Source organism: Erwinia papayae (genome assembly GCF_058241465.1).
Genome location: NZ_JBZCHT010000009.1, coordinates 1369928 through 1392525, shown reverse-complemented (window position 1 = coordinate 1392525; position 22598 = coordinate 1369928). Strand labels below are relative to the sequence as shown.

The following is a 22598-nucleotide window of genomic DNA, read 5'->3' as shown; positions in this document are numbered from 1 at the left end:
AACAGCCTGTTATCCCTGGTAATATTCATTTCTTCCTGTTTTCTTATTGTCACATTTGAGCCTGCTGCGCAAAATTTATCTCAACCAGATACGGCGCTTCACGCACGCCGGGTAACCGTCTCAGCAAAGTCATCTGGCCGGGACGTTGATGCGTGGTAACATTTTCGGAGGACATCCTGTGAATAAATCAATGTTGGCAGGTGTGGGTATTGGCGTTGCGGCAGCACTCGGTGTGGCTGGCGTGGCAAGTATGAATGTGTTTGACCGCAGTCCGCAATATGCGCAGGTGCTGTCAGCCACCCCGATAAAAGAAATCTCTAAAAATCCCCGTCAGGACTGCCGGAATGTCACGCTGACGCACCGCCGTCCGGTGCAGGATGAAAACCGCATCGCCGGTTCTGTTCTTGGTGCGGTGGCCGGTGGCGTGCTGGGTCATCAGTTCGGCGGCGGCCGAGGTCGTAGCGTGGCAACGGTGGCCGGTGCGCTGGCAGGTGGCTACGGTGGCAACCAGGTGCAGGGCGCTTTGCAGGAGCGTGATACCTATACCACCACCGAACAGCGCTGCAAAACGGTCTATGACAAGCAGGAAAAAATGATGGGTTACGACGTGACCTACAAGATTGGTAATCAGCAGGGAAAAATCCGCATGGATAATGACCCTGGAACCCGCATTCCGCTGGACAGTAACGGACAGCTGGTGCTGAACAACCAGGCATAATCCCTGCTCTGAGGGTTAAATAAAGCGGCTGAGGCCGCTTTTTTTCGTTGATGTTTCCAGCCAGTTCATCCGCTCAGGCGGCGTTCGCCAGAAGCCGGTCCATGAATTCCCTTATCCACTGCATACGTGTTTTACGCTCGCTGAGATCGCGAATAAATTTCAGCCGGGTTGGGCCATCTAACCGCCACTGCTGCGGTTCTTTCTGCAACAGTGAAATCAACCAGCCAGGGTCGACTTTGTTTTTCGCGGCAAATTCAATAAAGCCGCCTTTTTCACTGGCTTCTACCCGACGAATACCAATTTTTTGCGCGATCAGACGCAGGGCGGCGATATCCAGCAGGTTTCGCGCCGCATCAGGCAGCTGACCAAAGCGATCAATCAGCTCTACTTTCAGATCTTCCAGCTCGCTGTCATCTGTCGCGCTGGCAATGCGCTTGTAGAATGACAGACGGGTGTTCACATCCGGAATAAAGTCATCCGGTAGCAAAGAAGGCATCCGCAACTCAATCTCCGTCTGGTTGCTGGTCAGATCTTCCAGCGATGGCTCGCGCCCTTCTTTCAGCGCATCCACCGCATTTTCCAGCAGCTCCATATATAAAGAGAAACCAATCGACTCCATCTGACCGCTCTGATCTTCCCCAAGCAACTCACCGGCACCACGTATTTCCAGATCGTGCGTGGCCAGCGCAAACCCGGCACCCAGGTCTTCCAGTGAGGCGATGGCTTCCAGACGCTTGTGTGCATCGGTGGTCATCGCTTTGGGATGTGGCGTCAGCAGCCACGCGTAGGCCTGATGATGTGAGCGGCCTACTCGACCGCGAAGCTGGTGCAGCTGCGCCAGACCAAAATGGTCGGCACGTTCGATGATAATGGTATTGGCGGTGGGGATATCGATACCGGTTTCAATGATGGTGGTACAGACCAGCACGTTGAAACGCTGATGATGAAAATCGTTCATCACCCGCTCCAGCTCACGCTCACGCATCTGACCGTGGCCGATAGCAATGCGTGCTTCAGGCACCAGTTCCGCCAGGCGGCTGGCGGCCTTCTCAATATTTTCCACATCGTTATACAGGTAGTACACCTGGCCGCCACGCAGCACCTCACGCAGGATCGCCTCGCGTACCACCAGGTTGTCAAATTCACGCACGAAGGTTTTTACCGCCAGACGACGGGCCGGCGGGGTGGCGATAATCGACAGGTCGCGCATACCGCTCATCGCCATGTTCAGCGTACGGGGGATTGGCGTGGCGGTTAAAGTCAGGATATCAACGTCGGCCCGCATCGCTTTAATTCGTTCTTTGTGGCGGACGCCGAAGCGGTGCTCCTCATCAACGATCAGCAGCCCCAGGTCGCGCCATTTAATCTCACTCTGTAACAGCTTGTGCGTGCCGATGAGAATATCGACTTTACCTTCCTGCGCATCCTTCAGCACCTGCGTCTGTTCTTTGCTGGTGCGGAAGCGGGAGAGCATCTCGATACGCACCGGCCAGTTAGCAAAACGGTCACGGAAGTTGTCGTAATGCTGCTGAGCCAGCAGGGTGGTGGGCACCAGCACGGCAACCTGCTTGTGGTTCTCAACAGCCAGAAAAGCGGCGCGCATGGCCACTTCCGTTTTACCAAAGCCGACATCGCCGCAGACCAGCCGATCCATTGCCAGCGGTTTACACATATCGCTGAGCACCGCATTGATCGCCTGAGCCTGATCCGGGGTGGTTTCAAACGGGAAGCTTTGACAGAACTGCTGATACTGTTCACGGTCGTGTTTAAAGGCAAAACCTGTTTTTGCTGCCCGTTGTGCATAGATGTCCAGCAGCTCGGCCGCCACATCCCTGACTTTTTCAGCGGCTTTTTGCCGGGCACGACTCCAGGCATCGCTGCCCAGTTTATGCAGGGGCGCATTCTCATCTGCGCCACCGGCATAGCGACTGATCAGATGCAAAGAAGAAACCGGCACGTACAGTTTTGCATCGCCTGCATAGGCCAGCATCAGATATTCTGCGGTGATGCCGCCGGTTTCGAGGGTGGTAAGACCAATATAACGGCCCACGCCATGTTCCAGATGTACCACCGGCTGACCGGGATGCAGCTCTGCCAGATTGCGGATCAACACGTCCGGATTGATGGTCTGGCGGCTGTCCTGACGGCGACGGCTGACCCGCTCACCCAGCAAATCACTCTCGCAAATCAATGCGCGGTGACGCAGGTCATCAATAAAACCATGCTCACTGGCACCGATCATCAGATACTGCGCAGGCTGTTGCGCCTGGTGCAGCGCCTGAATGGTTTTGGGCGCAATTTTGATACGGGCCAGCAGTTCCTGAAGTGCCTCACGGCGGCCTTCGCTTTCCACGGAAAACACCACCGGGCCGGAAAAGGTTTCCAGGAAGTGGCGAAGCGGGTCCAGCGGGGCTTTGGCCTGCGCCTGCACCGCCAGGTCAGGCAGGGGCTGGTAGCCCAGATTGGTACTGCCCGCTTTATCCGCCAGCAGGTCGTTTCTCAGCCCGATGCGCGGCCACTTTTTCAGCTCACTGAACAGTTGATCGGTGCGCAGCCATAACGATTCGGGCGGCAGCAGCGGACGCATTGGATCAACGCGACGGCTTTCGAAACGTGACGTCACGTCCTGCCAGAAGCGGTCGGCACTGTTTTCGATGTCGCCGCAGCTCAGCAGCAGGGTGTTGGCAGGCAGATAGCTGAACAGTGGCAGCAGAGGTTGGTCAAAAAACAGCGGTTGCCAGTATTCGATACCGGCGGGCAGGGTGCCTTTACTGACCTGTTGATAAATGTGTTCTGGCTCACGGCGCACGTCGAAGTGTTCCCGCCACTGGCTGCGAAACAGTTCGATGGCCGCTTTATCGGTGGGAAATTCATGCGCCGGAAGCAAATTTATCGCCGCGACTTCTTCCAGCGTACGCTGGCTGTCAACATCAAACAGACGCAGGCTGTCTATTTCTTCATCAAAAAAATCAATGCGGTAAGGCTGCTCGCTGCCCATTGGGAAGATATCCAGCAGCGCACCGCGTGTGGCGTATTCGCCGTGTTCCATCACCTGGTCGACATGACGGTAGCCAGCCTGTTCAAGCTGGGCACGCAGTGTATCGCGGGAAAGATGCTGGCCCTTGTTCATCACCAGCGCATGACCATGCAGAAAACGGTGTGGACAGACGCGTTGCATCAGCGTGTTCACCGGCAGGATCAGCACGCCACGCTCCAGCGAGGGGAGATGATAAAGCGTGGATAAACGTGACGAGATAATTTCCTGATGAGGCGAAAAACTGTCAAAGGGCAGTGTTTCCCAGTCCGCCAGGCTGAGCACCGGCGCATCGGTAAATTGTTTAATCTCGTCCTGTAAGCGCAGGGCATTTTGCATATCTGCGGCGATTAACAGCACCGGTCCCTGATGACGGGTAATGATTTCTGCGGATTCTACCGCGCAGGCGGCACCGTTCAGTTGCCCCAGCTGGCGCAGGTCGCCTGCTTTGGTGGGCAGGGTATATCGGGATTGTTCAGGCATAATCAGTCAGGCGGTCTCTTCACTTTAAGGAGAGCAGGAAACCTCAGGTTCCCGTTCGGCTAACCGGAGTATACCTCTATTTTGGCGATTGTTGCGTGTAGTGCATTCTGGGGCGGTCAATGTTTGCCCATCTCAGCTCTTTTTCTCCGTGATAGCTGTGATTTCCGTCATCCCACCTCACGTAATAGCCGGTCGGCGCGTGGTCCTGAGCGAAAACGTTAGTCACCATCCCTTTGATATCGCCCGTTTTATGTTTCACGATGCTGCCTTCAGAATATCTGGTCATGTTAACGACTCCCGGATTCAGCCCCGGTCTGGGCGGTTATGGGGACGGAAAACACCGCAGGGTGCTGATCCTTTGCCCGGCGTGGGGGCGGCCGGTCAAAGAGAGTGTATGCCGGGACGGCGGAAACAATGGCGCAAATAGCGGGCGTTTTTTAAACGATATTGCGCTATTTATCGCCATGACGCCTTTAGTGACAAAACAATCGTGCAGACTCAGTGGTCTGGAGGTTCCATAACGCCGGACTGTCCTTTATCATCTTCGATCACTTTTTTACTTTATCCATCGCCAGAAGACGGATTACATGTATCAACCTGTCGCGTTATTTATCGGTCTGCGTTATATGCGTGGACGAGCATCAGACCGTTTCGGACGGTTTGTTTCCTGGCTTTCAGCCATTGGCATTACGCTGGGGGTGCTGGCCCTGGTCACCGTGTTGTCGGTGATGAATGGTTTTGAGCATGAACTGGAAAAAAGTACGCTCAATCTGATGCCTCAGGCGCTGGTGACCAGCGAAAAAGGCTCTCTCGATCCGCAACAGATCCCGGCCAGTTCACTGCAACTGCATGGCGTAAGCCGCATCACTGCGCTGACCACGGCGGATGTGGTGCTGCAAAGCGCCCATGGCGTCGGCGTCGGGGTGATGCTGGGGATCAATCCTGATGAGCCTGACCCACTGACGCCGTATCTGAACAACGTGACTCAGGATGCGCTAACGTCAGGCCAGTACAACGTGATTCTGGGAGAACAGCTGGCGCAGCAGCTTGGCGTCAAGCGGGGTGATGAGCTTCGTCTGATGGTGCCTTCCGCCAGCCAGTTCACGCCGATGGGGCGTCTGCCCAGCCAGCGTCTGTTTACCGTGGCAGGCACCTTTGCCGCCAACAGCGAAGTCGATGGCTATCAGATGCTGGTTAATCAGCAGGACGCTTCTCGTCTGATGCGCTATCCGGCGGGTAGCATTACCGGCTGGCGTTTATGGCTGGACAAGCCGCTACAGGTTGATGCGCTGAGCCAGCAGACCCTGCCGCAGGGGCTGGTGTGGAAAGACTGGCGTGAGCGCAAAGGCGAGCTGTTCCAGGCGGTAAGGATGGAAAAAAATATGATGGGGCTGCTGCTGAGCCTGATTGTTGCCGTTGCCGCCTTCAACATCATCACGTCGCTGGGGTTGTTGATCATGGAAAAACAGGGCGAAGTGGCTATCCTGCAAACGCAGGGACTGACGCGACGCCAGATAGTGCTGGTCTTTATGGTGCAGGGGGCGACGGCAGGGATAGTGGGTTCGATACTTGGCGCATTGCTGGGAGTCCTGTTGGCCAGCCAGTTGAATAATCTGATGCCGCTCATCGGCACGCTGCTTGATGGCGCGGCGCTGCCGGTCGAGATTTCTCTGCCGCAGGTGGCGACCATAGTGGTCAGCGCGATGGTGCTGTCGTTGCTCTCCACCCTCTATCCTTCCTGGCGCGCCGCCGCCGTTCAACCCGCTGAGGCTTTACGTTATGAGTAATACAATCCTGTTGCAGTGTGGCCAGCTGTGCAAAGGCTACCAGGAAGGCAGCGTACAGACTGACGTTCTGCGCAACGTCACTTTCAGCGTGGCAGCCGGTGAGATGATGGCCATTGTTGGCAGTTCCGGCTCCGGTAAAAGTACCCTGATGCATCTGCTGGGCGGGCTGGATACGCCGACATCCGGGGAGGTGATTTTCAATGGTCAGTCGCTCAGCCGCCTTTCCGGTGCCGCCAGAGCCGGATTACGTAATCGGGAACTGGGCTTTATTTATCAGTTTCATCATCTGCTGCCTGATTTCAGCGCGCTGGAAAACGTCGCCATGCCGCTACTGATTGGTAAAGTCGTGAAGGATGAGGCGCAGGCCAAAGCCACGGAGATGCTCAGGGCCGTCGGGCTGGAAAAACGCGCGCACCATCGTCCCTCTGAGCTGTCCGGCGGCGAGCGGCAGCGCGTGGCGATTGCGAGGGCGCTGGTGAATAATCCACGTCTGGTGCTGGCCGATGAGCCGACCGGCAATCTTGACGCACGCAATGCCGATGCCATCTTCGATCTGCTCGGCGAGCTGAATGTGCGGCAGGGCACGGCCTTCCTGGTGGTTACCCACGATTTGCACCTGGCAAAACGTCTTAACCGTCAGATGGAAATGCGTGATGGTCAGTTGAGCGACACCTTAACCCTGACGGGGCTGGCGTGATGACCGGCTCTCTCTCTCTTCTGCTTGGCCTGCGCTTCAGCCGCGGGCGTCGTCGTGGCGGCATGGTTTCGCTGATTTCGGTCATTTCTACCGCCGGCATTGCGCTGGGCGTGGCGGTGCTGATTATTGGTCTCAGTGCGATGAACGGCTTTGAACGTGAGCTGAACAACCGCATCCTGGCGGTGGTGCCTCACGGTGAAATCGAGCCGGTGAAACAGCCTTTTACCGGCTGGCAGACATTGTTGCCGCAGGTAGCGCAGGTTAAGGGGATTGCTGCGGCCGCACCCTATATCAACTTCACCGGACTTATTGAGAGCGGGGTGAAGTTGCAGGCGGTCCAGGTAAAAGGCGTCGATCCGCAACAGGAAACGCGACTCAGCGCGCTGCCGGCTTATGCGCAGAATAATGCCTGGCAGAGTTTCAGCGCGGGTAAGCAACAAATCATTCTGGGCCAGGGGCTGGCAAAAAGTCTCAATCTGAAACAGGGCGACTGGCTGACTATCCTGATCCCCAACAGCAGCCAGGGACAAAAACTGTTGCAGCCAAAGCGTGTACGTCTCCAGGTGAGCGGTATTCCTGCCCTCAGCGGCATGTTGGATCACAGCCTGGCGCTGGTGCCCCTGGCCGATGCGCAGCAGTATCTGAATATGGGTGACAACGTCACCGGTATTGCGTTGAAAATGAACGATCCCTTTGCCGCGCAAAAACTGGTGCGCGATGCCGGTGAAGTCACCCATGCTTACGTCTATATCCGCAGCTGGATTGGCACCTATGGCTATATGTACCGTGACATCCAGATGATCCGCGCCATTATGTATCTGGCAATGGTGCTGGTGATTGGCGTGGCCTGTTTCAATATCGTCTCGACGTTAGTGATGGCGGTGAAGGACAAGAGCAGCGACATTGCGGTGTTGCGTACCCTTGGCGCGAAGGATGGTTTGATCCGCGCAATCTTTGTCTGGTACGGGCTGATGGCAGGGCTGCTGGGTAGCGTCAGCGGCGTGGTGATTGGGGTGCTGGCCGCTTACAACCTGACGCCACTGATTCGGGGTATTGAATCCCTGACCGGCTATCATTTTCTGTCCGGTGATATTTACTTTATTGACTTTTTACCGTCAGAAGTCCACTGGCTGGATGTCACCATTGTGCTGTTGACCTCACTGGTGCTCAGCCTGATTGCCAGCTGGTATCCGGCGAGAAGAGCCAGTCGAATCGACCCCGCCCGCGTACTCAGCGGTCACTAAAGGCCGCATTCCGGCACGTTAAGGAGCAGAAAAGTTATGATGCGTACCCCCCGACGCCGTCTGAGACTGGCACGTTACAAAAAAAACCGACGTCAGGTGCATCAGCGCTTTCGTCAGCGCATTTTCGAGCGCGATCGTAATATTGAGATTGCCCGTAATCCTCTGCCACGCGTGGTGGTGCTGACCGGTGCAGGTATCTCCGCCGAGTCAGGTATTCGTACCTTCCGCGCTGCGGATGGTTTGTGGGAAGATCACAAAGTGGAAGAGGTGGCGACGCCGGAAGGGTTTGCTCAGGACCCGCAAAAGGTTCAGGCCTTTTACAATGCGCGTCGACGCCAGTTGCAGCAGCCTGAGATTGCGCCTAATGCCGCGCATCTGGCTCTGGCAGAGCTGGAAGCGGCGCTCGGGGACCACTTTTTGCTGGTGACGCAAAATATCGACAATCTGCATGAGCGGGCGGGCAACCGCAATATCATCCATATGCACGGTGAACTGCTGAAGCTGCGCTGTGTTACCAGTGGTCAAGTGGTGAACTGGCAGGACGATGTCAATCCCGATGAGCGCTGCCACTGTTGCCAGTTTCCATCGGTGCTGCGACCGCATATCGTCTGGTTTGGTGAGATGCCGCTTCAGATGGATGAGATCTACACCGCGCTGGCGGAGGCCGACTACTTTGTTGCCATTGGTACCTCAGGCCACGTTTATCCGGCGGCAGGATTTGTTCATGAGGCGAAGTTGCAGGGGGCGCATACGCTGGAGCTGAATCTGCAACCCAGCCAGGTGGGCAGTGAGTTTGACGAGAAAGAGTACGGGCCGGCCAGTGAGGTGGTGCCGAAATTTGTGCAAAACCTGCTGCGAAAAGCAGGCCGCTGAGCGGCGAAGACAGTGGCTGAGGGCTGAAAAGTGACAAAAGCTGTTGTTATTCGCGGCGATGTTGTCCCTTATCTGCGTCAGCCCGTCAGCCCGTCAGCCCGTCAGCCCGTCAGCCCGTCAGCCCGTCAGCCCGTCAGCCCGTCAGCCCGTCAGCCCGGCTGATAGCGATGGCGACGTCTGTCTCTTATGCTGACCAGCGTGAACACCACGATAAAAACCAGTGAGAAAAGCACCACAATGGTCGGTGCTGGCGCGCTGTCGATAAAAAAAGACAGGTAAACGCCGCTGAAGGTCACCGTCACCGCCAGCAGCACGGCAACCAGCATCATGCTGACAAAACGTCGGGTCAGCAGCAGCGCAATGGCACCGGGAGCGATAAGTAGCGACAGGGTCAGAATAATTCCCACGGCTTTCAGCGCCGCGACAATGGTCAGCGAGGTCATACACAGCAGTCCGTAATGCAGCAGCCGGGCATTGAGGCCGCTGGCGCTGGCCTGGATGGGATCAAAAGCATGCAGCAGAAAATCGCGCCATTTCGCCGCCAGAATCAGGCTAATCAGCAGGGCAATAAGCCCGGTCTGCATTAAATCGCTGAAGTTAATCCCCAGCATATCCCCGAACAGAATATGATCGAGATGAATCTCAGCCTTTACCGCCACCGACATGATTAACCCGATGGCAAACATGGCGGAGAAGACAATTCCCATCAGGGCATCCTGTTTTATTCTGGTGTGCTCCTTAAGAAAACCCGTTGCCAGCGCACAAAACAGCCCGGCGAAAAAGGCACCCACGGCAAAAGGTAAGCCCACAAGCCAGGCCAGTACTACGCCAGGAAACACCGCGTGGCTCATGGCATCACCCAGTAACGCCCAGCCTTTCAGCACCAGCAGGCAGGAAATGAGTGCCGAGGGAACGGCCAGCAACACCGCAATCAGCAGGGCGTTGTGCATAAAATCAAACTGAAAGGGTTGCAGCAAAAATGTGAGGCTCATCGCATCTGCCCCTCACGCTGTGATAACGCGCGTCTGTGCCGGTTCAGCCAGCCATATTTGGGCGAAAACAAAAACGCCAGCAGAAAGATAATCGCCTGTGCCACCACGATAATCCCACCCGTCGCACCATCAAGAAAATAACTGATCCAGGCACCAAAAAAGCTGGTGACTGCACCCATGATCACCGCCAGCACCAGCATTCGGGGGAAGCGGTCGGTCAGTAAATATGCCGTTGCCCCTGGCGCTACTACCATGCAAATCACCAGAAAAGCCCCGACGGTTTGCAACGCGGCGACCGTGGTCACCGATAACAAAACAAAGAACAACGCTTTCAGACGCAGCGGATCCAGACCCACGCTACGGGCGTGATTCTCATCAAAGAAGGTCACCATCAAATCTTTCCATTTCAGCAGCAGGATGGTCAGGCAGACCACGCCACTCAGGGCCAGTTGCAGGATATCAGCGGGTGTCACCGCCAGGATGTTGCCTGACACGATGGTCTGGATATTCACCGAGGTTGGATTAAGCGACATCATAAACAGCCCGAAACCAAAGAAGGAGGAGAAGATAAGGCCGATGATCACGTCTTCGCGCAGTCGGGTGCGCTGATGGAGAAACAGCATGGCTGCCGCGGCCAGCCCGCCGGAAAAAAAAGCCCCCAGCGAGAAGGGCAATCCCAGCATCCAGGCCCCGGCGACGCCCGGTACGACAGCATGGGACAGCGCATCGCCAATCAGCGACCAGCCTTTCAGGATCAGAAAGCAGGAGAGAAAAGCGCATACGCCGCCCACCAGCGCAGATACCCACATAGCGTTGAGCATGTATTGATAGCTAAACGGTTCCAGTAATGTGCTTATCATCGGTGCTCCTTCTGCGGTAGTGTGCCATCTTCAGTTGCCGTAAGCGCCGACATCACTGGATGCAGAATGCCATCGAAAGTTTTGCTGAGATTCGCTGCGGTAAAGGTTTCGGCGGTCGGGCCACAGGCCAGCACCGTGCCTTTAATCAGTACGCTGTAGTCGCAAAAACGCTCCACGGCAGCAAGGTTATGTGTTGAAACCAGCAGGGTGCATCCCTCATCCCGCATCTGTTGCAGTAATAAGACAAGTTGCTGTTCACTGTTGATATCAATGCCGGTAAACGGCTCATCAAGCAGCACAATTTTCCCACCCTGGGCGATAGCACGGGCGAGAAAGATGCGTTTTTTTTGCCCACCCGATAGCTCGCCAATCTGCCTGTGACGAAAATCTCCCATTCCCACCCGATCCAGCGCGGCCGTTACCGCATCCCGGTCTGCTTTACGGGGTATTCTTAACCTGCCCATGTGTCCATAACGCCCCATCATCACCACATCTTCAGCCAGTACCGGAAAATGCCAGTCAACATCCTCCGACTGAGGAACATAGGCCACCAGATTCTGCTTCAATGCCTGACGGGTCGCCATGCCAGCCAGGCTGACGTTGCCACTGGCCAGCGGAACAAAGCCCATCAGCGCTTTAAACAGCGTTGATTTTCCGGAGCCATTGACACCCACCAGGGCGGCGAGCGTTCCCTGGGGAACGCAAAAACTGGCATCTCTGAGCGCGGTATGGCCATTGCGCCAGGTGACGGTCAGGTTTGCGGCCTCAATGCCGGCCGGATGCAGCACAGTGCTGTCAGAAGGAGAGTGACTCATCGTTTCAGCCCGTCAGTAATGCCTGTCACCACTGTTTTCGTGGTGACACGCAGCAGATCAAGATAGGTGGGAACCGGACCATTAGCGGTGCTGAGAGAATCCACATAGAGTACGCCGCCGTAGTGTGCGCCGGTCTCCCTTGCAACCTGGCGAGCAGGTTTGTCAGAGACGGTGCTTTCGCTGAAGATCGCCGGAATGGCGTTTTTCTTGACGGCATCAATCACCTGGCGAACCTGCTGCGGGGTTCCCTGCTGATCGGCATTAATTGGCCACAGGTAAAGCTCTTTCAGCCCGAGATCGCGTGCAAGGTAGGAAAAAGCACCTTCACTGCTCACCAGCCAGCGTTTGTCTGCCGGTATGCTGTCAATCTCTTCGCGCAGGGGGTGCAGGGTGGCGGCAATTTTTTGCTGATAAATTTCTGCATTCTTACGATAAATCGCGGCGTTTGACGGGTCGTACTTCACCAGCGCATCGCGAATGTTATTAACATAAATACGCGCATTTTCGGGTGACATCCAGGCGTGAGGATTGGGTTTGCCGTTGTAAGGCCCGGCTGTTATCCCCAGCGGTATAATCCCTGTAGAAACCTCGACTTCCGGCACGCCGGATAAGTGTTGATAAAACTTTCTGAACCACAGTTCCAGATTCAGGCCATTTGACAGGATCAGCTGTGCGCCCTGTGCACGCCGGATATCCCCCGGCGTTGGCTGATACTCATGAATTTCCGCTCCCGCTCGGGTAATCGACTCGACCACCGCCGCGTCACCGGCCACGTTCCTCGCCATATCAGCAATGATGGTAAAGGTGGTGACCACCTTAAATTTTTCCTGCGCCTGCGCCGGGGGAGCCGCAAGCAGCAGAACGATAATGAGTGCGCCAGAAAAGCCTGACGCCAGAGCCCACCATTTTTTCATTCACCTTCTCCTGAAATTACGTTACATAGACAATGCTATAAAATATAGCACTTGCTATAATTTGTTAGCGATAATTATCATTTATGTGACAGAGATACCCTTGCTGATATACGAGGAGAGGAGCAACCCGTTGGTGCAATGACGGGACGGGTTGCCTGAAAAGCGGTGTTTATGCGTTGGCGCGTTGCCCGAATGACAGGATCAGATGTGCGATAACGCCCCCCACCAGGCCCCAGAATGCAGCACCCACACCCAGCAGCGTCAGGCCTGAGGCGGTTATCAGAAAGGTAATCACGGCGGCTTCACGCTGTTTTTCCTCTGACAAAGCCCGTTGCAGACTGGATGCGATGGTGCCCAGCAGTGCCAGACCGGCAATGGTGTGGATTAAGGCCGCCGGAAGGGCACTGAACAATTGTCCAATCACCCCGCCAAATAATCCGGCCAGCAGATAGAAAAAACCGGCGCAGACGGCTCCCCAGTAACGGCGATGAGGGTCGGGATGGACGTCGGGCCCCATACAGATAGCGGCAGTAATGGCGGCGATGCAGACAGAAAATCCACCAAAGGGCGCGAGCAGCAGGGAGGCGAGGCCGGTCCAGCTCATCAGCGGGGAAACAGGGATCTGCCAGCCTGCGGCCTTTAATATGGCGATGCCGGGCGCATTTTGTGAAGCCATGGTCACCACAAAAAACGGGATGCCGATGCCCAGCAGGGTGGACAGCGTAAAGTGGGGCGCGACAAATTCCGGCAGAACAAAAGAAAACGGCTGCTGCGAAGCAGAAAACGTCCCCTGAGCGCAGGCAACCGCCAGACCCGCCAGCAGGGTCAGCACAATAGCGTAGCGGGGAAGATAACGCCGTGCGACAAGGTAGCTCAGGCACATCGTCCCCGTCAGGGTGAAATCAATGCGGAATGAGCCAAAAGCATCAATGCCAAAACGCAGTAAGATGCCGGCCAGCATGGCAGACGAGATTGCCAGCGGAATATGGTCCATCAGACGGGCAAACAGTCCCGTTACTCCACACAGGAAAATCAGCCCAGAGGCAAAAATAAAGACGCCGATGGCTTCTGGCAGCGGAGTGCCGGGCAGGCTGGTGACCAGCAGCGCGGCACCTGGCGTCGACCACGCGGTGAGGATGGGGGTGCGATACCAGAGCGAAAGACCAATCGACGTTACGCCCATCGCCAGCCCCAACATGGTCAGCCAGCCGCCGGTCTGCATGGCAGAGGCACCAGCTGCGCTTGCCGCCTGGAAGATAATCGCCGCTGAGCTGGTATAGCCAACCAGCACGGCAACAAAACCAGCCACTACGGCAGGAAATGTCAGATGAGAGAGGGAGAGAGGTGGACGCATAAAAATCTCCGTTTGTACGTTATAACGCACAAGCTAGCACTGTGCGTTATAACGTACAAGTGCTAAAATGGCGGTCCTGACCAGGAGGTGGTATGAGCGATCCCTTTCTTCAACCCGGCGTCACCCTGAAGTCTTTGCGAACGTCACGAGGGTGGAGTCTGACCCAGGCTGCCGGGAAAACCGGCGTGAGTAAAGCCATGCTGGGCCAGATTGAACGGGGTGAATCCAGCCCGACCGTGGCAACGCTGTGGAAAATTGCCACCGGTTTTAATGTTCCCTTTTCGGTATTTATCCTGCCAGCAGAGGCCCCATCCGCAGCCTCAGTACTGTCTGAGGGCCTGAAACAGGGTATCGACGTGATGAAAGTTACCCCGCTGTTCCCTTACGATCCGGTATTGCGCTTCGATATGCTGGCGGTTGAACTGGTTGCCGGCGGCATCAGTGAGTCTTCGGCTCATGACAGCGGCGTCATTGAGCATGTGGTGGTTAATCAGGGGGAATTGCAGCTGGCGGTTGATGGAATCTGGCATACCCTTAAAAAAGATGAGGTTTTGCGTTTTCAGGCAGATTGCACACACAGCTACTATAACCCTGGTGAACAGACGGTAAAATTTCACAGCCTTATCCATTACCCGCAGCGTCAGGCTGGGTGACCCGGTGCCTTCACTCACCGGTGACCTGACTTGACGCAATATTCAGCAGCCAGAATGACTGATAATGAGGTCTGCCATTCAGAGGGAAGAAAGATGAATAATTTACTCGACCGCTTTCTGGAATATGTTTCTTATGATACGCAATCAAAAAGTCATGTCCGCCAGATCCCCAGCACGGAAGGGCAACTGCGGCTGGCAAAAGTCCTGCACAACGAGCTTGAAACGCTGGGTTTAAGTGATGTTACGCTGAGCAAACACGGCATTGTGATGGCCACACTGCCTGCGAATGTTGACTGGCCGGTGCCGACGATTGGTTTCATCTCCCATATGGACACCTCGCCCGATTTCACGGCTAAAAATGTCAATCCGCAGATTGTGGAAAACTATCGGGGCGGCGATATTGCGCTGGGTATTGGTGATGAGATCCTCTCACCGGTCATGTTTCCGGTGCTGCACAGCCTGACTGGTCATACGCTGATTACCACCGACGGTAAAACCCTGTTAGGTGCCGACAATAAAGCGGGGATTGCAGAAATCGTTACCGCAATTTCCAGACTGAAAAGTGAAAATATTCCACACGGTAAAATCCGTATTGCCTTTACGCCCGATGAGGAGACAGGGAGAGGCACCCGCTGTTTCGATGTGGCGGCGTTTGGCGCAGAGTGGGGCTACACGGTGGATGGCGGTGGCATCGGCGAATTCGAATATGAGAACTTCAATGCCGCCTCAGTCACGATCAGGATCACCGGTAATAATGTGCATCCGGGGACGGCCAAAGGGGTAATGGTCAATGCCCTCGATCTGGCGATGCGTTTTCACGCGGCGATGCCGGAAAATGAGGTGCCGGAACAGACCGCCGGGTATGAGGGATTTTATCATCTGCATGGTATCAAGGGCTGTGTCGACAAGGCCGAACTGCACTACATCATTCGCGATTTTGACAGCCAGCGCTTTGCCGAACGTAAAAAACTGATGAGAGAAATTGCTACCCGGCTGGGGGAAAGGCTGCCAGCCTGCGCAGCAATCGACGTGGAAATTGAGGATCAGTATCTTAATATGCGCGAAAAAGTTGAGGCGCATCCCCATATTATTGAGCTTGCGCTTCAGGCGATGCGTGACTGCGATATCGAGCCGGAAGTAAAACCCATTCGTGGCGGCACCGATGGGGCGGCCCTCTCGTTTAAGGGCCTGCCATGTCCTAACCTGTTTACCGGAGGGTACAATTACCACGGCAGGCATGAGTTTGCTTCACTGAATAATATGGAAAAGGCGGTGGCGGTGATTATGCGGATTGCGGCACTGACGGCCGCAAGGACAAAGCCATAAACCTGTGTTTTATTACGTCCTGAAAGATATCGTACTTCAGCCTGTCATTTCAGCATGATGTCGCGCCCTCCGTGGCGCGGCAGAGTTCGCTTGTTGCAGGCAACATAGCAGAACGTTCGCCATCCAGGCTGTTACTCTTCTTCGCTGAAGTACCAGTAGCCGCTGTTCACCAGCGCTGACAGCTGAGCAAGGAATGCCGGATCGTCCAGCACCGCCCCCAGTTCTTCCACACCCAGCGAATGCTGATTAGCCAGCAGCGTCAGGGCATCACGGTGTGGCGAGGCGATCTGTTCACCATTGATAAACACCGTATGTCCAATAGAGAGCACCCGCAGGCCACCCAGACGTTTCAGGCGATCTCCTTGTTGCAGGGCATCATAAATCTCATCAGGCTGGTAAGGCGGCTCCGGCGGGGCAATATCCAGTTCATGACGGGACTGGGAGATAAATTCGCCAAACCACTGACTGAAATCTTCCGGCTGGTTAACTAAATCGAGGATCATCTTCCGCATGCTCTCCAGCTCCTGCGGCAGGATCTCTGCGCTGTGTTCACGCGCCGCCACATCCGGATCGCTGAAGCGATAGCTGCCCAGCTCGCGGGAAAGCACATAATCAGCAAAACCACTGAGCAGTTCACGCCCGTTGGGAGCACGGAAGCCGACGGAATAACTGAGGGCATTTTCCAGTGAATAGCCTTCATGAGGGAATCCCGGCGGGATGTAGAGGATATCGCCAGGCTCGACTTCTTCATCGATAATCGCCTCGAAGGGTTCTACCTGAAGCAGGTCCGGGTGAGGGCAGTGCTGTTTCATTGCCACCTTCTCACCGACACGCCAGCGGCGGCGGCCGGTGCCCTGGATGATAAACACATCGTACTGATCGAGGTGAGGGCCGACCCCGCCACCGGGCACGGAGAAAGAGATCATCAGGTCGTCTGTGCGCCAGTCTGGCAGAAAACGAAATGGACGCATCAGCGCGGCAGAGGGTTCGTGCCAGTGATCTACCGCCTGAACCAACAGTGACCAGTTGTTTTCGCCCAGATGATCGAAGCTGGTGAACGGGCCGTGGCTGACCTGCCATTTGCCCTCATGATGGCTGACCAGGCGACTGTCAACTTCGTTTTCCATTGCCAGACCGGCCAGCTCGTCCGGGGAAATGGGGTCAACAAAGTTTTTAAAACCGCGCTTGAGCAGCACCGGTCTTTTCTGCCAGTAACGTTGCACAAAATCGGGCCAGTTGAGGTCGAGATGATAATTCATTGAGCATTCCTGAGCTGCTGATTTTTATCGATTATAACAACGTTGAAAAAAACCGTACTCACCCTTTTTACCTGCGGGCTGGCAGTAAGCCGATTTATTCGTCGCCGTGCTGCACTTCCTGACGCTTGAAAATCACTTCCATCCTTGCGCCACCCAGTTCGCTGGTGCTGGCAATAATGTCGCCTGTGTATTGCTCCAGAATGTCTCTGGCGACCGCCAGCCCAAGCCCCTGGCCTGGCCGCAGCGTGTCGGCACGCTGTCCGCGGATAAAGATCAAATCGCGTTTGCTTTCCGGAATACCCGGTCCGTCATCATCCACAATCAGATGCAGTTCGTTGTCGGTCTGGCGGGCGGTGATTTCAACAAATTCCAGACAGTATTTACAGGCATTATCCAGCACGTTGCCCATCACTTCCATAAAGTCATTTTGCTCGCCGATAAAGGTCAGTTCCGGCGAGATATCCAGCGTCAGCGAGACACCTTTACGCTGATAGACTTTATTCAGCGCTGAGCACAGGCTGTCCAGCAGGCCCGGCACGGAATGTAATTCACGTTTAAGTACGTTATGGTCAGCCTGCATGCTGGCGCGATGCAGATAGTAGCCGATTTGCTGTGAAATGCGGCTGATCTGCTCCAGCATTATCGGTTCGGCCTGCTCAATCGACAGATTGCGTCCGCCGCGTAGTGAGCGTAGCGTGGTCTGCAATACGGCCAGCGGCGTTTTAAGGCTGTGCGTCAAATCGCTTAAGGTAGTGCGATAGCGGGTGTAGCGCTGCCGTTCATTGTCCAGCAATAAATTAAGGTTGCGCACCAGACTTTTGAGTTCCTGCGGCGGCTGGGGTTCGAGCGTCTCGCGGGTGCCGTTTTCCAGCTCCCGCAACTGACTGGCAAGCTTTCCAATCGGGCGAAGGCTCCAGTGTGCCGCCAGCCACAGCAGCGGGATCACCAGCAGCAGGTTGACCAGTAACACATAGCTGAACCATGACCACACCACGTCAGAGTGTTGTAATTCCTGAGGAATAGAATCAACCACCACAATCGTCAGCGCGGGAAGAGTGGGAGTGGCATCATAGCGGTTTACCGCCACCGAGTGGGTAAAGGTATCGTTATTGTCATCATCGTAGGCGGTCATTTTGTTCTGCGCCTCCGGGTCGTTCCCCAGCGCCTGACGACTGGTGCTGTTGTCGGTATTAATCTCATAAAAACCGGAGCGCTTCAGCCAGTCATGGTTGATCTTCCCCCGGATCTCTGGCACATCGCGTAACTGCCACAGCAGTTTGCCTTTTTCGTTGTAGATAAACACTAACGTTGGGAAGTTAAGGGAAATCGATCCTGGCTGAACGATGCTCAATTTGTCGTCCTGCCACTGTGCCAGGGTAAAAAACAGGTTGCTTTCGCCTCGCATCACGCGATAGGTATTTTTGTCGAAGCTCACCACGTAGCCAACTACGGCAACCATGCCATAGGAGAGCGAGAGAATGAGAACCACCACCGCCGTGGCGAGTAAAAAACGGGCCCGGAGAGAAAAGGGTGTTTTAAGGGTGAATGTTGGCATCTGATCAGATATCAAACCTGTAACCCTGACCACGTACGGTGGTGATCACTTCCTGCGGGTACAGTGCCTGGATTTTTTTACGTAAGCGTCCCATCAGCACGTCGATGGTATGGCTTTCACGCAGTTCGGCATCGGGATAAAGCTGAAGCATCAGCGAATCCTTGCTAACCACTTTTCCGGCATTACGAATCAATGTTTCGATAATGGTGTATTCAAAGGCGGTCAGTTTGATTTGTTGCTCATCGATGGTCAGTTCACGGCGGGAGAGATCGACCTGAAAAGGCGTCAGGGTGATAATCTGCGAAGCCAGACCGCTGTTGCGTCGCATCAGTGCCTGCATCCGTGCCACCACCTCTTCGATATGAAAAGGTTTGGTGACATAGTCATCTGCGCCAGCCTCCAGCGCTTCAACTTTTGCCTGCCAGCCTTCGCGCGCGGTCAGAACCAGAATCGGTTGTTTTACCTCCTGGGTTCGCCAGCGACGGATCAGCGACATACCGTCTTCATCGGGCAAACCCAAATCGACCAGCGTAATATCGGGCGTATGCTCGTTAAGAAAATAATCTGCCTCTTTGGCATCTTCCGCTGCGTCAACCTGATGACCCATTTCACGCAGTTGCACGGAGAGATGATGACGTAGCAGGGGGTTATCTTCCACAATCAGTACACGCATAATATTATCCTTTATCTGTGATTCGGGGGGGCCACGGGCCTTATGTTAATCTTAAGGAAAGTATAGGCGAAAGCGGATAAACAGCAGGTTAACACAGGCTGACTAACGCCAGCCCGTGCAGGCAGGTTACTTAAGTTCGTCAACCATTTGAACCGCACGACCAAGATAGTTGGCCGGGGTCATTAACTTCAATCGCGACTTCTCTTCTTCCGGTAGATCCAGTCCATCAATAAAGGCTTTCATCCCTGCGGCATCCACACGCTTGCCCCGCGTCAGCTCTTTCAGCTTCTCGTAAGGTTTCTCAATGCCGTAACGACGCATAACCGTCTGGATCGGTTCTGCCAGCACTTCCCAGTTATGGTCCAGCTCATCCAGCAGGCGATCGCGGTTAACTTCCAGCTTGGCAATTCCTTTCAATGTTGCCTGATAGGCAATGACTGCATAGCCCACGCCCACGCCAAGATTACGCAGCACGGTAGAGTCAGTCAGGTCACGCTGCCAGCGTGAAACCGGAAGTTTGCTGGCCAGATGCTGCATAACGGCATTTGCCAGGCCAAGATTACCTTCGGAGTTTTCAAAATCAATCGGGTTAACTTTGTGAGGCATGGTGGAGGAGCCGATTTCGCCGGCGACGGTTTTCTGCTTAAAGTGGTTCAGCGCAATGTAACCCCATACATCGCGATCGAAGTCGATCAGAATGGTGTTGAAACGTGCCATGCAGTCAAACAGCTCGGCAATATAATCATGCGGCTCAATCTGCGTGGTGTAAGGATTCCAGGTGATGCCCAGCGAGGTGACAAAGCTTTCGCTCAGCTGGTGCCAGTCAACTTCCGGATAAGCAGCAATGTGGGCATTGTAGTTACCTACCGCACCATTAATTTTGCCCAGCACCTCAATCTTTTCTAACTGACGCAGCTGACGTTCAAAGCGATAAGCCACGTTAGCCATCTCTTTGCCGAGCGTTGACGGGGTGGCAGGCTGACCGTGGGTCCGCGACAATAACGGAATATCCCGATACTGCACCGCCAGATCTTTCACCGCCGCGATGATTTTGTTCCAGTAAGGCACAATTACCTCACGGCGGGCCGTATCCAGCATCAGAGCATGAGACAGATTGTTGATATCTTCAGAGGTGCAGGCGAAGTGAATAAATTCAGAGACGTCATGCAGCGCAGTTACAGGTGCCACTTTCTCTTTCAGAAAATACTCAACGGCTTTGACGTCATGGTTAGTGGTGCGCTCAATCGTTTTAATACGCGCGGCGTCATCTTCATTGAAATTGCTGACAATCGCATCAAGGAAAGCGTTTGCGTCGGCATCAAATGCAGGAACTTCCCTGATCTCTGCAGAGGCAGCCAGTTTTTGTAGCCAGCGAACTTCCACTTCAACGCGAAACTTCAGCAGGCCGTATTCGCTGAAAATAGCGCGCAGAGGGCTGACTTTGTCGCCGTAACGGCCATCAACGGGAGAGACGGCGGTCAGAGAGGATAATTCCATTGGTGCAACTCCTGGAAAGGTTAGTATGAGGATGACCCGGTAATGCGGGATAAAATTTGCTTCGCCTCGCTGGCAAGACGATTGCGGGAAAACATCAGTTGCAGGCGGCCGCCGCCAACCTGCTGCCACAACACGGCGGCGCGAATACCGGCAAGCAGTGTGGCGCGAACTTTACTTTGAATCTGCATATTTTGCAGCACCGCCGGAGAGCCGGTCACCTGGATGCGTGGGCCGAGTGGGCTTATCACATCAACATAAATGGTTGCCATTGCGCTGAGCAATGTATCAGAGTCGGCGTCGAAGTGAGCCAGTTGCCTGTCCAGTTGCCGGATACGGTTTGCCAGCTCGTCGAGAGCATTGCGTCTGGCGCTCAGCTTCCGTTCCAGCACCATCAGACTCAGCGTGTAGCGGGTCAGTTCGGCACCTGCACCGTGGCGATTATTGTTGAGCACCGCCAGCAGCGTCTCCAGTCCGAAGCGCAAATGTGCTTCATCGTTGCCAAATACCGCCAGAGTAGAGGTGGGGTTCAGGTCCACCACGCTGTTCAGTGATATCTTCAGGGCATCCGCAGGGCAGTGGCCCTGATGGGCCAGTTGCTGCACCAGATGCGCCGACTGACAGATACCTGCCAGTGCCAGCGTGATGTCATAAAAATTCTTCGCCACGGTAACTCCTGTATACGCCTGTGTGCAGAGATAAATGCGCGATGAACTGCCGGTATAGGATCAGAGCAGCGGCAGCCGCTGTTCAATAATGCCGCCCCCCAGGCAGACCTCACCCAGATAGAAAACGGCGGACTGACCCGGAGTCACCGCAGCGACCGGCTCATCAAAACGAACGTCCAGACGATCTTCGCTCAGTGGGACGAGGGTGCAGGGAATATCGCTCTGACGATAGCGGGTTTTCACCGAGCAACGCAGTTCAGCGGTCAGAGGAGCACGATCCACCCAGTGCAGTTGTTGTGCAATCAAGCCGGATGACATCAGGCGCGGATGGTCGTGTCCCTGCGCCACTACCAGCAGGTTGTTTGCCACGTCTTTGTCCACCACATACCAGGGATCTTCACTTCCCTCACGGGTACCACCGATACCGAGGCCCTTACGTTGGCCCAGCGTGTGGTACATCAGCCCCTGATGTTCACCAACAACATCGCCGTCGACGCTGACGATGATGCCAGGCTGGGCTGGCAGATAGCGCCCAAGGAAATCGCGAAATTTACGCTCGCCAATAAAACAGATACCGGTGGAGTCTTTTTTCTTTGCGGTGACCAGTTCCAGCTGCTCCGCAAGACGACGAACTTCAGGTTTTGCCAGTTCGCCCACCGGAAACAGGCTGCGGGCAATCTGCTGATGACCGAGAGTGTAAAGGAAATAGCTTTGATCTTTATTGTCATCCAGGCCGCGTAACAGACGACTTTTGCCGTCGACATCCTGACGACGAACATAGTGGCCGGTAGCAATAAAGTCGGCGTTCAGATCCTCGGCGGCAAATTCCAGAAAGGCTTTGAATTTGATCTCTTTATTGCACAGGATATCGGGATTGGGGGTGCGGCCCGCTTTGTATTCTGCCAGGAAATGTTCAAACACGTTATCCCAGTATTCTGCCGCAAAATTGAACGTGTGCAGCTCGATTCCCAGCTTGTCGCAGACGGCCTGCGCATCGGCCAGATCTTCCGCTGCCGTACAGTATTCCTCACCGTCATCCTCTTCCCAGTTTTTCATAAACAGGCCTTCCACCTGATAGCCCTGCTGTTGCAGTAACCAGGCGGAAACGGAAGAGTCGACGCCGCCGGACATGCCGACGATCACTTTTTTCTGACTTGATGACATGAGAAACACCTGACTTTGAATGGCTGGCCGCCCTT

21 protein-coding genes are annotated in these 22598 nt (G+C 55.0%); 8 read left to right on the top strand and 13 right to left on the bottom strand.

The features are described from left to right. Positions 1–178 precede the first annotated feature (178 nt). Positions 179–718: a glycine zipper 2TM domain-containing protein gene (locus AC3RPL_RS11360; RefSeq protein WP_034939423.1), complete on the top strand. Its 540-nt coding sequence runs from the start codon at positions 179–181 to the stop codon at positions 716–718. 73 nt (positions 719–791) lie between these two features. On the opposite strand, the gene mfd is transcribed toward AC3RPL_RS11360, so the two are convergent. Both mfd and AC3RPL_RS11350 read right to left on the bottom strand, forming a co-directional pair. Then, a complete protein-coding gene (gene mfd / locus AC3RPL_RS11355; protein ID WP_490740101.1) occupies positions 792–4235 on the bottom strand; it encodes a transcription-repair coupling factor in 3444 nt (1147 codons plus the stop codon). Positions 4236–4311: 76 nt separating this feature from the next. Further along, positions 4312–4521: a hypothetical protein gene (locus tag AC3RPL_RS11350; RefSeq protein WP_034939351.1), complete on the bottom strand. Its 210-nt coding sequence runs from the start codon at positions 4519–4521 to the stop codon at positions 4312–4314. 301 nt (positions 4522–4822) lie between these two features. Here AC3RPL_RS11350 and lolC point away from each other — a divergent pair, with 301 nt between their 5' ends. From lolC to AC3RPL_RS11325, 5 genes are read left to right on the top strand one after another with little or no spacing between them, the layout of a single operon-like run. Further along, a complete protein-coding gene (gene lolC, locus AC3RPL_RS11345) occupies positions 4823–6022 on the top strand; it encodes a lipoprotein-releasing ABC transporter permease subunit LolC (protein ID WP_379888060.1) in 1200 nt (399 codons plus the stop codon). Continuing rightward, positions 6015–6719: a lipoprotein-releasing ABC transporter ATP-binding protein LolD gene (lolD, locus tag AC3RPL_RS11340; protein ID WP_490740100.1), complete on the top strand. Its 705-nt coding sequence runs from the start codon at positions 6015–6017 to the stop codon at positions 6717–6719. The genes lolC and lolD overlap by 8 nt, the downstream gene beginning before the upstream one ends. Beyond that, a complete protein-coding gene (gene lolE, locus AC3RPL_RS11335) occupies positions 6719–7963 on the top strand; it encodes a lipoprotein-releasing ABC transporter permease subunit LolE (protein WP_490740099.1) in 1245 nt (414 codons plus the stop codon). Before lolD ends, lolE begins: the two co-directional genes overlap by 1 nt. A 36-nt stretch (positions 7964–7999) precedes the next feature. Next, complete coding sequence (gene cobB / locus AC3RPL_RS11330) at positions 8000–8836, top strand: Sir2 family NAD+-dependent deacetylase (protein ID WP_261640759.1); 837 nt, start codon at positions 8000–8002, stop codon at positions 8834–8836. A gap of 30 nt (positions 8837–8866) precedes the next feature. Beyond that, positions 8867–8998, top strand: coding sequence for a hypothetical protein (locus tag AC3RPL_RS11325; RefSeq protein ID WP_490740098.1), 132 nt, complete (start codon positions 8867–8869; stop codon positions 8996–8998). Here AC3RPL_RS11325 and AC3RPL_RS11320 read toward each other — a convergent pair. The 5 genes from AC3RPL_RS11320 to AC3RPL_RS11300 form a co-directional block, all read right to left on the bottom strand. Further along, positions 8986–9828: a metal ABC transporter permease gene (locus AC3RPL_RS11320; RefSeq protein ID WP_490740097.1), complete on the bottom strand. Its 843-nt coding sequence runs from the start codon at positions 9826–9828 to the stop codon at positions 8986–8988. The two genes, AC3RPL_RS11325 and AC3RPL_RS11320, sit on opposite strands and share 13 nt — an antisense overlap. Beyond that, positions 9825–10685, bottom strand: a complete 861-nt coding sequence (locus AC3RPL_RS11315; RefSeq protein WP_490740680.1) for a metal ABC transporter permease — start codon at positions 10683–10685, stop codon at positions 9825–9827. Before AC3RPL_RS11315 ends, AC3RPL_RS11320 begins: the two co-directional genes overlap by 4 nt. Beyond that, positions 10685–11476 (bottom strand): manganese/iron ABC transporter ATP-binding protein, encoded by a 792-nt coding sequence (locus AC3RPL_RS11310; RefSeq protein WP_490740678.1) that lies wholly within the window; start codon positions 11474–11476, stop codon positions 10685–10687. Before AC3RPL_RS11310 ends, AC3RPL_RS11315 begins: the two co-directional genes overlap by 1 nt. Positions 11477–11499: 23 nt before the next feature. Next, positions 11500–12417 carry a metal ABC transporter substrate-binding protein gene (locus tag AC3RPL_RS11305; RefSeq protein ID WP_490740096.1) on the bottom strand — a complete coding sequence of 306 codons (918 nt, stop codon included), beginning with the start codon at positions 12415–12417 and terminating at the stop codon, positions 11500–11502. A 169-nt stretch (positions 12418–12586) separates the two neighbouring features. Further along, entirely contained in the window at positions 12587–13771 is a 1185-nt protein-coding gene (locus tag AC3RPL_RS11300) for a benzoate/H(+) symporter BenE family transporter (RefSeq protein ID WP_490740095.1), read from the bottom strand. Positions 13772–13863: 92 nt separating this feature from the next. Here AC3RPL_RS11300 and AC3RPL_RS11295 point away from each other — a divergent pair, with 92 nt between their 5' ends. Both AC3RPL_RS11295 and pepT read left to right on the top strand, forming a co-directional pair. Next, entirely contained in the window at positions 13864–14424 is a 561-nt protein-coding gene (locus tag AC3RPL_RS11295; protein ID WP_490740094.1) for a helix-turn-helix domain-containing protein, read from the top strand. Between the two features lie 93 nt (positions 14425–14517). Next, on the top strand, positions 14518–15750 hold the full coding sequence (gene pepT / locus AC3RPL_RS11290; protein ID WP_490740093.1) for a peptidase T: 1233 nt from the start codon (positions 14518–14520) through the stop codon (positions 15748–15750). 131 nt (positions 15751–15881) lie between these two features. Here pepT and AC3RPL_RS11285 read toward each other — a convergent pair whose 3' ends face one another. The 6 genes from AC3RPL_RS11285 to mnmA form a co-directional block, all read right to left on the bottom strand. After that, a complete protein-coding gene (locus tag AC3RPL_RS11285; RefSeq protein WP_490740092.1) occupies positions 15882–17009 on the bottom strand; it encodes a ribosomal protein uL16 3-hydroxylase in 1128 nt (375 codons plus the stop codon). Positions 17010–17103: 94 nt separating this feature from the next. After that, on the bottom strand, positions 17104–18564 hold the full coding sequence (gene phoQ, locus AC3RPL_RS11280; protein ID WP_490740091.1) for a two-component system sensor histidine kinase PhoQ: 1461 nt from the start codon (positions 18562–18564) through the stop codon (positions 17104–17106). A 4-nt stretch (positions 18565–18568) separates the two neighbouring features. Then, entirely contained in the window at positions 18569–19237 is a 669-nt protein-coding gene (gene phoP, locus AC3RPL_RS11275; protein WP_034939373.1) for a two-component system response regulator PhoP, read from the bottom strand. A 126-nt stretch (positions 19238–19363) separates the two neighbouring features. Next, positions 19364–20734 carry an adenylosuccinate lyase gene (gene purB, locus AC3RPL_RS11270; RefSeq protein ID WP_490740090.1) on the bottom strand — a complete coding sequence of 457 codons (1371 nt, stop codon included), beginning with the start codon at positions 20732–20734 and terminating at the stop codon, positions 19364–19366. Between the two features lie 20 nt (positions 20735–20754). Further along, positions 20755–21399, bottom strand: a complete 645-nt coding sequence (gene hflD / locus AC3RPL_RS11265; protein ID WP_261640750.1) for a high frequency lysogenization protein HflD — start codon at positions 21397–21399, stop codon at positions 20755–20757. A 60-nt stretch (positions 21400–21459) separates the two neighbouring features. Beyond that, positions 21460–22563 (bottom strand): tRNA 2-thiouridine(34) synthase MnmA, encoded by a 1104-nt coding sequence (gene mnmA, locus AC3RPL_RS11260; RefSeq protein ID WP_490740089.1) that lies wholly within the window; start codon positions 22561–22563, stop codon positions 21460–21462. Positions 22564–22598: the final 35 nt, after the last annotated feature.

Bases quoted from the DNA above. Each gene is read 5' to 3' on its own strand.
- mfd (WP_490740101.1), bottom strand. From the start codon at position 4,235: ATGCCTGAACAATCCCGATATACCCTGCCCACCAAAGCAGGCGACCTG.
- AC3RPL_RS11350 (WP_034939351.1), bottom strand. From the start codon at position 4,521: ATGACCAGATATTCTGAAGGCAGCATCGTGAAACATAAAACGGGCGAT.
- lolC (WP_379888060.1), top strand. From the start codon at position 4,823: ATGTATCAACCTGTCGCGTTATTTATCGGTCTGCGTTATATGCGTGGA.
- lolD (WP_490740100.1), top strand. From the start codon at position 6,015: ATGAGTAATACAATCCTGTTGCAGTGTGGCCAGCTGTGCAAAGGCTAC.
- lolE (WP_490740099.1), top strand. From the start codon at position 6,719: ATGACCGGCTCTCTCTCTCTTCTGCTTGGCCTGCGCTTCAGCCGCGGG.
- cobB (WP_261640759.1), top strand. From the start codon at position 8,000: ATGATGCGTACCCCCCGACGCCGTCTGAGACTGGCACGTTACAAAAAA.
- AC3RPL_RS11320 (WP_490740097.1), bottom strand. From the start codon at position 9,828: ATGAGCCTCACATTTTTGCTGCAACCCTTTCAGTTTGATTTTATGCAC.
- AC3RPL_RS11305 (WP_490740096.1), bottom strand. From the start codon at position 12,417: ATGAAAAAATGGTGGGCTCTGGCGTCAGGCTTTTCTGGCGCACTCATT.
- AC3RPL_RS11300 (WP_490740095.1), bottom strand. From the start codon at position 13,771: ATGCGTCCACCTCTCTCCCTCTCTCATCTGACATTTCCTGCCGTAGTG.
- AC3RPL_RS11295 (WP_490740094.1), top strand. From the start codon at position 13,864: ATGAGCGATCCCTTTCTTCAACCCGGCGTCACCCTGAAGTCTTTGCGA.
- pepT (WP_490740093.1), top strand. From the start codon at position 14,518: ATGAATAATTTACTCGACCGCTTTCTGGAATATGTTTCTTATGATACG.
- AC3RPL_RS11285 (WP_490740092.1), bottom strand. From the start codon at position 17,009: ATGAATTATCATCTCGACCTCAACTGGCCCGATTTTGTGCAACGTTAC.
- phoQ (WP_490740091.1), bottom strand. From the start codon at position 18,564: ATGCCAACATTCACCCTTAAAACACCCTTTTCTCTCCGGGCCCGTTTT.
- phoP (WP_034939373.1), bottom strand. From the start codon at position 19,237: ATGCGTGTACTGATTGTGGAAGATAACCCCCTGCTACGTCATCATCTC.
- purB (WP_490740090.1), bottom strand. From the start codon at position 20,734: ATGGAATTATCCTCTCTGACCGCCGTCTCTCCCGTTGATGGCCGTTAC.
- mnmA (WP_490740089.1), bottom strand. From the start codon at position 22,563: ATGTCATCAAGTCAGAAAAAAGTGATCGTCGGCATGTCCGGCGGCGTC.